General features: G+C 71.1%; 11 protein-coding genes. 8 read left to right on the plus strand and 3 right to left on the minus strand.

Annotated features, from left to right (window positions below; all coding sequences use genetic code 11):
- Positions 1-167 precede the first annotated feature (167 nt).
- The 3 genes from GPZ80_RS28690 to GPZ80_RS28700 are packed head-to-tail and all read left to right on the plus strand — an operon-like array spanning position 168 to position 3,918.
- Complete coding sequence (locus GPZ80_RS28690; protein WP_187224225.1) at positions 168-1,202, plus strand: thiamine ABC transporter substrate-binding protein; 1,035 nt, start codon at positions 168-170, stop codon at positions 1,200-1,202.
- A complete protein-coding gene (locus GPZ80_RS28695; protein ID WP_376771771.1) occupies positions 1,178-2,797 on the plus strand; it encodes an ABC transporter permease in 1,620 nt (539 codons plus the stop codon). Before GPZ80_RS28690 ends, GPZ80_RS28695 begins: the two co-directional genes overlap by 25 nt.
- Positions 2,794-3,918 (plus strand): ABC transporter ATP-binding protein, encoded by a 1,125-nt coding sequence (locus GPZ80_RS28700; protein WP_246477582.1) that lies wholly within the window; start codon positions 2,794-2,796, stop codon positions 3,916-3,918. Before GPZ80_RS28695 ends, GPZ80_RS28700 begins: the two co-directional genes overlap by 4 nt.
- Here GPZ80_RS28700 and GPZ80_RS28705 read toward each other — a convergent pair.
- Genes GPZ80_RS28705 through GPZ80_RS28715 form a run of 3 tightly spaced genes read right to left on the minus strand, consistent with a single transcriptional unit; the run spans position 3,902 to position 6,866 of the window.
- Positions 3,902-4,771: a DUF2705 family protein gene (locus GPZ80_RS28705; protein WP_187224227.1), complete on the minus strand. Its 870-nt coding sequence runs from the start codon at positions 4,769-4,771 to the stop codon at positions 3,902-3,904. The genes GPZ80_RS28700 and GPZ80_RS28705 overlap by 17 nt on opposite strands.
- Entirely contained in the window at positions 4,768-5,760 is a 993-nt protein-coding gene (locus tag GPZ80_RS28710) for an ABC transporter ATP-binding protein (RefSeq protein ID WP_187224244.1), read from the minus strand. The genes GPZ80_RS28705 and GPZ80_RS28710 overlap by 4 nt, the downstream gene beginning before the upstream one ends.
- 20 nt (positions 5,761-5,780) lie before the next feature.
- Positions 5,781-6,866, minus strand: coding sequence for a LolA family protein (locus tag GPZ80_RS28715; protein WP_187224228.1), 1,086 nt, complete (start codon positions 6,864-6,866; stop codon positions 5,781-5,783).
- 143 nt (positions 6,867-7,009) lie between these two features.
- Between GPZ80_RS28715 and GPZ80_RS28720 the strand changes: the two genes are divergently transcribed.
- The 5 genes from GPZ80_RS28720 (at position 7,010) to GPZ80_RS28740 (ending at position 10,272) form a co-directional block, all read left to right on the plus strand.
- Complete coding sequence (locus GPZ80_RS28720) at positions 7,010-7,726, plus strand: response regulator transcription factor (RefSeq protein WP_187224229.1); 717 nt, start codon at positions 7,010-7,012, stop codon at positions 7,724-7,726.
- Positions 7,723-9,051, plus strand: coding sequence for a sensor histidine kinase (locus GPZ80_RS28725; RefSeq protein ID WP_187224230.1), 1,329 nt, complete (start codon positions 7,723-7,725; stop codon positions 9,049-9,051). The genes GPZ80_RS28720 and GPZ80_RS28725 overlap by 4 nt, the downstream gene beginning before the upstream one ends.
- Complete coding sequence (locus GPZ80_RS33885) at positions 9,048-9,692, plus strand: (deoxy)nucleoside triphosphate pyrophosphohydrolase (protein WP_312880635.1); 645 nt, start codon at positions 9,048-9,050, stop codon at positions 9,690-9,692. The genes GPZ80_RS28725 and GPZ80_RS33885 overlap by 4 nt, the downstream gene beginning before the upstream one ends.
- A 90-nt stretch (positions 9,693-9,782) precedes the next feature.
- Positions 9,783-10,079 carry a hypothetical protein gene (locus GPZ80_RS28735; protein ID WP_187224231.1) on the plus strand — a complete coding sequence of 99 codons (297 nt, stop codon included), beginning with the start codon at positions 9,783-9,785 and terminating at the stop codon, positions 10,077-10,079.
- A complete protein-coding gene (locus GPZ80_RS28740) occupies positions 10,066-10,272 on the plus strand; it encodes a hypothetical protein (protein WP_187224232.1) in 207 nt (68 codons plus the stop codon). The genes GPZ80_RS28735 and GPZ80_RS28740 overlap by 14 nt, the downstream gene beginning before the upstream one ends.
- Position 10,273 lies beyond the last annotated feature (1 nt).

A 10,273-nucleotide genomic window follows, 5' to 3' on the forward strand; every position in this document is an offset into this window, starting at 1 on the left:
GGCGTACGCTCGTCACCGCCACGGGAGTCCCGGGGGGCGAGTTCGCCGCAAGCGCCGCCCAGGACTGAGAGGAGGGGCGTGCCCTCGACCGTCCACACCTGATCCGGGTCATGCCGGCGCAGGGAGGTTCTCGTGGCGTGCCCACGCCCCGAGGAGGAAACAGATCCATGCGCAGGCTCTTCACCCTGACCGCCGTCGCGTTGTCCGTGGCCATGACCGCGAGCTGCTCGCTGTTCGGCTCCGACGCAGGTGACGGCAAGGTCGTCCTGGTCACCCATGACTCGTTCGAGTACGACCAGGCCGTGTTCGACAAGTTCAAGGCCGACACCGGCATCACCGTCGAGGTCCGCAAAAGCGGCGACGCCGGCGCGCTGACCAACCAACTGGTGCTCACCAAGGCCAGCCCGCTCGGTGACGTGGCGTTCGGTGTGGACAACACCTTCGCCTCCCGTGCGCTCGACGAGGGCGTCTTCGTCGAATACCGCAGCCCGGAAGCCGACAAGGGCCCGCAGCGCTACGCGATCGACGACACCGCCAGGCTCACCGCGATCGACTTCGGCGACGTGTGCGTCAACGTCGACCCGGCCGCGCTGGCCGCCGCGAACGTTCCCGTGCCCGCCTCGCTGGAGGATCTGGCCGACCCGAAGTACAAGGACCTGCTGGTCGTCGAGGACCCGGCGACGTCCTCGCCCGGTCTCGCGTTCCTGCTGGCGACGGTCTCGCAGTACGGCCAGAAGGACTTCCAGAACTACTGGGCGCGCCTGAAGGCCAACGGCGTCAAGGTCGTGAGCGGCTGGGAAGAGGCCTACACCCAGGAGTTCTCCGGCTCCTCGGGCAAGGGCAAGCGGCCGCTGGTCGTCTCCTACGCGTCGTCGCCGTCGGCCGAACTCGACGACAAGGGCAAGCCGCGCACGGCCGCGCTGCTCGACACCTGCTTCAAGCAGGTCGAGTACGCGGGGGTGCTGAACGGCGCGAAGAACACCGAGGGCGCCCGCAAGGTCCTGGATCTGCTGCTGTCGGTGGACTTCCAGAGCAAGGTGCCCGAGAAGATGTACGTCTACCCGACCCGTGAGGGTGTGGAGCTGCCCGCCGCGTGGGCGGCGACCCCGCCCGCCGCGAACGCGAGCACGCTGCCCGCGCCGGACATCACGGCCAACCGGGAGCGGTGGATCGAACAGTGGCGCGCGGCCGTTCGCGGCTGAGACTGCCGGACGGCACCGGCCCGGCAGTGCTCGGGCTGGTGCCGTTGGGCTTTCTGGCGGTCTTCTTCCTCTGGCCCGTGGCCGCGATCATCCAGCGCGGCCTCGGGTCCGACGGGCTGGTCCGCGTTCTCGGCTCGCCGGACACGTGGTCCGTGGTGCTGTTCACCGTCGGCCAGGCGGCGGCGTCCACCGTGGTCGCGGTCATCGCCGCGATGCCGGTGGCGTTCCTGTTGGCCCGCTGCGCGCTGCCGGGCATCGCCGTGGTGCGGGCCGCGATTCTCGTGCCGTTCGTGCTGCCGACCGTGGTCGTGGGGCTGGCTTTCCGCTCGCTGATGCCCGACGGCGGGGTGCTCTCGATCGTGCTGGCCAACGCCTTCTTCAACGTCGCCGTGGTCGCCCGGACCGTCGCCGGCCTGTGGTCGCACCTGGACCGCAGAGCCGAGAACGCCGCCCGCGCGCTCGGCGCGTCGCCGCTGCGGGCGTTCACCTCGGTGACCCTGCCCGCGTTGCGGCCCGCCATCGGGTCGGCCGCCGCGATCGTCTTCCTGTTCTGTGCCACCAGTTTCGGTGTGGTGCTGCTGCTCGGCGGAGCCCGGTACCGCACGCTGGAAACGGAGATCTACCTGCGGACGGTCGACCTGCTCGACCTGTCCGGTGCGGCGGCGCTGTCGCTGATCCAGATCACCGCTGTCGTGGCGGTCCTGGTGCTCGCGGCCCTCGCGCGCCGCCGCCGGGAGACCGCCATGGCGCTGCGCGCCCGCACGGAGACCACCCGGCGTCCGCGTGGCGGCGAGTGGTGGGTGGCGGCCACGGCGTACGCCGTGGTGGCGGCGCTGATGGTGCCGATCGTCGCGCTGGTCGTCCGCTCCGTGTCCACATCGGACGGCTGGGGACTCGACGGCTACCGGGCGTTGTCCGGCACGGGGTTCCGCGGATCGCTGCAGATCTCCGGCCTCGACGCGGCGGTGAACTCACTGCGCGCGGCGACGGACGCGACGCTGCTGGCTCTGTTGCTGGGTGTGTCCGCGTCGGTGGTGTTGGTGTCGCTGGGTCGAAGCCGCGCCCACCCGGGCTTCGTCGACACGCTTGACACGGCCCTGATGCTGCCGCTCGGCGTGTCAGCCGTGACGGTGGGCTTCGGCTACCTGATCACCCTCGACGCGCTTCCCGGCGACCTGCGGACGTCGGCGGCGCTGGTGCCGCTGGCGCAGGCGATCGTGGTGACACCGCTGGTGATCCGGATGATCCTGCCGGTGCTGCGCTCGGTCGACCCGCGACTGCGGCAGGCGGCGGGTTCCCTCGGCGCGAGCCCGTGGCGGGTGTGGCGTGAAGTCGACATCCCGCTGGCGGGCCGGTCCCTGATCGCCGCCGCCGCGTTCGGTTTCGTGGTCGCCCTGGGTGAATTCGGTGCGACGAGCTTCCTGGCCCGCCCGGACTCGGCGACGCTGCCGATCGTCATCGGACGGCTGATCTCGCGCCCGGGGGAGCTGAACAACCAGATGGCCTACGCGGCCTGCACGATGCTGATGGTGGTGACGGTCGCGGTGGTGCTGCTGGTGGAACGCCTGCGAGTCCGCTCGGTGGGGGAGTTCTGATGCTCAAGGTCGACGGGCTGGATGTGGCTTACGGCCGGATTCTCGCGGTGTCGGAAGTGGACTTGGAGATCGCCGACGGTGAGGTGGTGGCGCTGCTGGGGCCCTCCGGCTGCGGCAAGTCCACCCTGCTGCGCGCGATCGCCGGCCTGGAACGCCCGACAACGGGAACGATCTCCTGGAACGGCACCGACCTCGCCGGAATCCCCATCCACCGCAGAGGCTTCGGCCTGGTCTTCCAGGACGGCCAACTCTTCCCCCACAGAGATGTCGCAGGCAACGTCTCTTTCGGACTTCGCATGCCAGCCACACAACAACCCCCACCCACCCTGGGGGGCGGCCCCGTGGCCAGTCTATCGGCGGAGGGTGCCGGAAACGAGGGTCGGCGGGGTGGGCTGTGGATAACTGGCCGTGGCGGCGAGAGCCTGGGGATAGCTGCCCGGGTCGACGAGATGTTGGAACTGGTCGGCCTCAGCGGTTACGGCGGTCGTCGGGTCACCGAGCTATCCGGTGGTGAGCAGCAGCGGGTCGCGCTCGCCCGTGCGTTGGCGCCGCATCCGAGGCTTCTTCTCCTCGACGAGCCACTGTCCGCTTTGGACCGTGCGCTCCGTGAGCAACTCGCCATCGACCTCGCGCGGCTCCTGCGGGAATCCGGCAGCACGGCACTCGTCGTCACGCACGACCACGACGAGGCCTTCACCCTCGCCGACCGGGTCGCCGTCATGCGCGCGGGTCGGATCGTGCAGGTCGGCAAGCCCGACGAGGTGTGGCGCCGCCCGGTCGACGAGGCCACCGCACGGTTCCTCGGCTGCGACCTCTTCCTCGACGCCCACGCCGACAACGGCGTCCTGAACTGCGAGTTCGGCTCCGCCCCGGTGCCCTGGGCGCCCGACGGCCCGGTGACCGCGGGTCTGCGCCCCGCCGCGCTGCGGGTGGGGGACGGGCCGACCGAGGTGACCGTCACCGCCCGCGTCCACCGCCGCGACCACGTGCGGCTGGTCGTCGACACCGGCGGACGCCGGGTGGACGCCGTCGCCGGGATCGCGGACGCACCCGAGGTCGGTGCCCGGGTGCGGTTGGTCCTCGCCCCCGACGGTGTCGCCGTGCTCAGCCGTCGCGGCTGAGCATCCGCGAGAGTGCCAGCGAGTATCCGATCACGATGTAGCACGCGGCCCGCAGCACGCCTTCGGTCAGCGTCCCGGTCGGCAGCGGATCGCGGATCACCTCGGGGATGCCCATCCAGCTGGTCGTCATCAGCACCGGGTCCAGCCAGTCCAGCGCCGGGATCGCGCTCAGCACCCCGGACAGGATGACCACGCCCAGCGCGACCACGACGACGATCAGCGGGTGCTCGGTCCACGCCGACACCGCCAGCGCGACCGCGGCCAGCGCCCAGACCTGCACGGTCACCAACAGCACCGTCAGCAGGATCCGCCCAAGGGCCTCACCCAGCGGCAGCGTCGTGCCCGACATCGTCATCATCCCGTCGCCACCGAGCAGGATGACTCCGGCGATCGTCCCCGTGAACGCCATGAGCGCCACCACGAACAGCGTCACCGTGGCGACACCGAAGGCCTTCACCGCCAGCAGCCGCGACCTGCTCACCGGCGCCAGCAGCAGCGTGCGCATCGTGCCGCTCGCCGCCTCACCGGCCAGCGCGTCGGCCGCGAGCATGGCACCGGTCAGCGGCAGCAGCATGTTCAGGCCGATGACCAGCGCGAACACGGGCAGCAGGAGACCGTTGCCGTCGACCAGCCCGGCCAAGCCCTCGTCGACCGAGTTTCCGCTGTTGGCGCTCGCGTCGGCGGCGATCCAGATGCCGATACCCGCGATCACCGGGACCAGGGCCAGCAGCCCGACCAGGATCAGGGTGCGCGGCCTGCGCAGGACCATCCGCAGCTCCGAGCGCAGCAGCCTGCCCAGCGGGGCACGCCGCGCGTCGGGTCGCTGGATCTCGCCGAGCGTCATCGCGGTCATCGTGCTTCCTCAGGAATCGGGAGGGCCAGGTCGAACTCGGCGGCCTCGGCCGCGGCGCCGTCCTCGGTCAGGCGGGCGAACAGGTCCTCCAGGCCGGTGCGGTCGCGGCGGACCTCGTGCACGGGCACACCCGCGCGGACCAGCGTCTCCACGACGGCGGGCGCGGTCGTGGCCGTCAGGTCGGCGCGGACGCCGTCCGGGACCGCCCGAGCCGGGATCCTGTTGTCGCGCAACGCGTCCACGGCGAGCGTGATCTCCGGTGTGGTGATCAGCAGGCCCGCGTTGCCGGAGTCGAGCAGTTCCGCCAGCTCGCCCTGGGCGACGACGGTGCCCTGGTTGAGCACGGCGACGTGCGTGCAGGTCGCCTCGACCTCGGCCAGCAGGTGCGACGAGACCAGCACCGTGGTGCCCGCGGCGTGCAGGTCGGCGATGACCGACCGCACCTCGCGGGTGCCCGCCGGGTCGAGGCCGTTGGTCGGCTCGTCGAGGATGACGAAGCGGCGGGGGACCAGCAGCGCGGCGGCCAGGCCGAGGCGCTGCTTCATCCCGAGCGAATACCCCTTGTAGCGCCGGTTCGCCGCGCCGGTCAGCCCGACCCGCTCCAGCGATTCGCTGACGGCGGCGGGAATCCGACCGCTGTGCAGGTGCGGCTCGGCCGCCGCCAGCCGCAGCAGGTTCTCCCGGCCGGAGAGGAACGAGTGGAAGCCGGGGCTCTCGACGAGCGCGCCGACCTCGGGCAGCGCGGCCGCGGCGCCGTCAGGCAGGCGGTGTCCGAGCAACTCGACCTCGCCCGCCGTCGGCATGACGAGGCCGAGCAGCATCCGGATGGTGGTGGTCTTGCCTGATCCGTTGGGGCCGAGCATCCCCAACACCGCGCCCATCGGGACGTCGAGGTCGACGTGGTCCACCGCGACCGTGCCGCGGTAGACCTTGCGCAGACCCCGGGTCCGGGCGGCGAGCGGGATGGCCGCGGCGTCCGCCGCGACCATCCCGAGCCCGGTTTCGCCGGTCACTTCGCCCCGAGGGCGTCGACCAGCACCTGCTGCGGCACGGCGCCCAGCGCGGCGCGGCCGTCGGCCGTCACCAGGAGGGTGCCGACCTTGGAGCTGATGACGTACCCGGTGCCGAACGGTCCGGAGACCTCCTTGCCGAACTGCTTGAGCAGCCGTGACGGGTCGGTGGTGCCCCGTTCACCGGACTTGACCTCGCCGGTGAGCAGCTCCGCGGGCACCTTGCCGACCAGGACGGTGTCCCAGCCCTCGCCCACGGTCTTCCCGTCGATGCTCTCGAACAGGTTCTGCTTCTCCTTCAGCTCGGCTTCGGACGGCTTGTGGTCGCCCGGCTTCGACTCGGTCACCTTCGCGCCCGCGGGCGGGGTGTAGGTGAACAGGGAAGCGTCCTGCGCGCCGGTTTCGAAGTCGGTGAACCCGATCCGCAGGGCGGGCTCGGCCTGCCCGTTGGCCAGGACCTCCAGTCGCAGCGGGAGCCGGGTCTCGGAGTCGACCGCCACCCGGACCTCGCGCAGCAGCGTGCGCTCGGTCGGCTTCGGGGTGAGGACGAGCTGGTAGACCGGCCGGTCGGCGACACGCGCGGTGCCGTCGACGGTGATCGTGCTGTCCTTGCCCATCAGCCCGATGAACTCGCGAGCCGCGGTGGCCGGGTCGGCCAGCTTGTGCTCCGCGGTCTTCTTCTCGTGCTCGCCGCTCACCATCTTCTGCACCGACCGGTCGGCCGAGTTCCACATCCAGGTGGTGGTGCCGTCGTGCACGATGGTGCGCTCCGAACCGCCCTGGCTGATCGACACCCGCGCCCGGCCTTCGCCGTCGGTATAGACGTGCGCGGCCTCCCCACCCGAACCCGCCTGCGGCAGGCCCGGGACCGGGATGCCGAGGTCGCTGGTGAACTCGACGGCCCCCGACATCGCCGGGATCTTCTCGGTCTTGATGACCGACTCGACCAGCGCCTCCGGGCTGATCTCCGGCAGGGCGGGCGGCTGTTCGCCCGCACCGGCGGGCGTGGCGAGCAGGATCAGCCCGACCACCCCCGTGGCCGTCCCCGCGGCCGCGACGGTCAGCGCCGTCCTCTTCCTGTCCATGCTGTTCTCCCCTGGTTCGGGTTGTGTTCCCGCACCACAGACACTGCACCCGGCGACCTGAGATGGCGCTGAGAGCGCGTCCGTCGCTGAGAACCCGCTGAGAGTGACCGCGCGATTCCACCGAAGACGGCCATGATGACAGGGTGAAACCTCGGGTTCTGGTGGTCGACGACGAGCTCGGCGTGCGCCGGGCACTGCAGCGCGGGCTCACCGCCGAGGGCATGGACGTGGTGGTGGCCGCAGACGGGCCCAGCGCGCTGCGGATCGCCCTCACCGGCACGTTCGACGTGATCCTTCTCGACATCATGCTGCCGGGCCTGTCCGGCTACCGGGTGTTGGAGCGGCTGCGCGCCGAAGGTGTCGGGACGCCGGTGCTGCTCGTGTCGGCCAAGGACGGGGAGGTCGACCAGGCCGACGGCCTCGACCTCGGCGCCGACGGGTACCTGGTCAAGCCGTTCTCCTTCGTCGTGCTGGTCGCCCAGGTTCGCGCGGTCCTGCGGCGCACCGCCGAGGACGCCTCCGGCCGCAAGGTGCGTCTCGGTGATCTGGAGATCGACCGCGGCAGCCGCGAGGTCCGCTTCCGCGGCGAGCCGGTGGCGCTGAGCCCCCGCGAATTCGCGGTCCTCGACGTGCTGGCGGGTCGGGCGGGCGCGGTCGTCACCAAGGACGACCTGCTGCGCGCGGTCTGGGGCGACGAGCAGGCCGCCACCCGCAACGCGGTCGAGGTCTACGTCGGGTACCTGCGCCGCAAACTCGACGCGGCGGGCGCCGACGGCATCGTGCGCACCGTGCGCGGCCACGGGTATCTGGCCTCCACCAGCGAGATCGACGACGTGCTCGACCCGGTCCGGCCCAGGTGAGAGACCCGCGCGGCCTCTGGCTCCGGCGGACGATCCGGTTCCGGGTCACCATCGTCACCACCGTCGTGACGCTGGCCGTGCTGCTCGGACTGGCCGCCGTGACCAGCAAGATGATCGGCCCGCTGTTGATCAGCTCGGCCGACGCGGAGCTCTCGACGTCGCTGTCGGCGGCCAAGGCCCGCGTCGAGCGCGGGGAGCCCGCGCCGCCGTCGCCCAACCTCCAGGTCCGGGTGCTCGACACAGGCGGGACGCCCGTCGACGGCGGCCCGCCGGTGCATCTCGAACCCGCGGACATCCGCGTTCTCAAAGCGGGCACTCCGGTGCTGCGCGGCAGCGACACGCCGCCCGCGCGCTGGCTCGGGACCGTGGCCACCGCACCGGACGGCAGCCAGCGGCTCGTCGTCGCCGGGACCGGCATCGTCGGCTACGAAGCCGCCCACCACCGGGCCCTCAAGTGGCTCCTGATCGCCGCCCTGATCGTCGCCGCCGCGGTGGCCGCGACGACTTGGATCGCCGTGCGCACCTCACTTCGCCCCGTGGAACGCATGCGCAGCGCCGCGGGAAGGCTCGGCGCCGGACGCAGACTCCCGATTCCCGCCGCCCACGACGAACTGCGCTCCCTCGCAGGCGCGCTCAACGCCCTGCTCGCCCGCCGCGACGAGGCCGCCGACCGCCTGCGCCGGTTCACCGGCGACGCCGCGCACGAGTTGCGCTCGCCGGTCGCGTCCATCCGGGTGCAGGCTGAGGTCGCGGTCACCCATCCCGACCCGGACCTGTCCCAGGAGGTCCTCAGCGACGTCGTTCGCGAAGCGGAGCGGCTGTCGTCGCTGGTGGACGGCCTGCTGACGCTGGCTCGCTCGGACGCGGGCGAGGTCCCGCCCGCCGAGCCGGTCGACCTGGCGCTCGCGGCGGCCGACGCGACCACCCGGTGTCGCGGCGACGGCCCCGCCATTCAGTTGCACGTCCCGCCGACCCCGTGCTGGGTGCTCGCCGCACCGTCCGAAGTGGACTTGGTGCTGGACAACCTGCTCCGCAACGCGCTGCGGCACGCCCGGGCCCAGGTGACGGTCACCGTCCTGGTCGCCAGCAAGGCGATCCGGCTGGTGGTGGACGATGACGGCCGTGGCATCCCGGAGGAACACCGCACGCGCGTGTTCGACCGCTTCTACCGGATCCAGGACGACCGGGCCCGCAGCAGCGGCGGCACGGGCCTGGGTCTGGCACTGGTCGCGGAGGTCGTGCGGCGGCGGGGTGGCGCGGTGCGGGTGAGCGAGTCCCCGGAGGGCGGCGCCCGCTTCCAGGTCAGCTGGCGGGTCGCCCGATGAGGGCACTGTCGGCGGCGTTCGGCGCGGAGGGGGTGCTGGACCCGTCGCGAGCGGGGTTGGTCGGCGTGGGCGACGAGATCCGGATCGGGTGGTCCCGGATGCGCATTGTGGAACTTGGCGTGGACGGACTGCGCGCGGTCCGGGTGGGCGGACTTCCCGCGCCGGCGCTGGAGATTCCGTCCACTGGCGGTGCGTGGCCCCGAGTCACCGCGCGGGTGCGCGCGAAGGCTGCGGCGTTGGAAGGCGCTCGAGTCGTGGTCGGGGCGGCCATTGTGCGAGACGGCCGAGTGCTTGCGCAGCAGCGGGCGTACCCGGCGGAGGCAGCAGGCCTGTGGGAACTGCCCGGCGGCCGCGTCGAGCCGGGGGAGTCCGATGTGGACGCCGTGCGGCGGGAATGCTTGGAGGAGTTGGGAATCGACGTCACACCGACGGTTCCGGTGGGCCCGGACGTGGTGCTCCGGGACGACCTGGTCCTGCGCGTCTACGGCGCGTCGCTTGACCGGGGAGAGCCGCATCCGCATGACCACCAGGCGGTGGCGTGGCTGACCGAGGGAACCTTGGACACGGTCACCTGGCTGCCCGCTGACCGCGTTCTTGTCCCTGCTCTGCGGACTTTCCTTCGCGCCGTGCCACCGGACTAGGTAGTTTTACTCCTTTCCGTATCCATGCGGCTCCGCACAGTGTTCGTTTGCGTCATACTCATCGACGGCTCGCGGACAAGGGGGAAGACCGTGCCTGATGATGATCTCGCTGAACGAAACTTCAGAACGGACCTTGAGCAGTTGGCCTTTGTTGCCGACAACTCATTGCCGGCACTCTCCGAGCTTCTGCAGCGCCAAGTGGACGCGCACAACAAGTTTGATGGCGTCTCGCCAGGAACAATGTCGACAGGGGTCGACAGTGCCTTCTATTCCCTGAATGGGACTCTGCGTGACCGCGTACGGCAGGCATCTGTGGTCATCGAGGAGACGGCGCAGGCATTGCATGACATCGCGTACCTCTACAAACGTGCTGATGGGCAGGCCTGACGGCATGGTCGAACACAGCGAGTGGCCTGACGACAACCTGATTGCCGACCTCATCTTCCGGATGAGAAGCGAGTACACGGAGCTGCTCACGCATGAACTCGAGGATCGCGAGCTCGCGTTGCTCAGTCACCCAGGGAATCCGATGGACGTCGACACCAGACTGAGCCCTTTTCATCCTGCGGTGGTCTCGTAGT

The sequence above is a fragment of the Actinokineospora xionganensis genome (assembly GCF_014323725.1).
Taxonomy (GTDB): Bacteria; Actinomycetota; Actinomycetes; order Mycobacteriales; family Pseudonocardiaceae; genus Actinokineospora; species Actinokineospora xionganensis.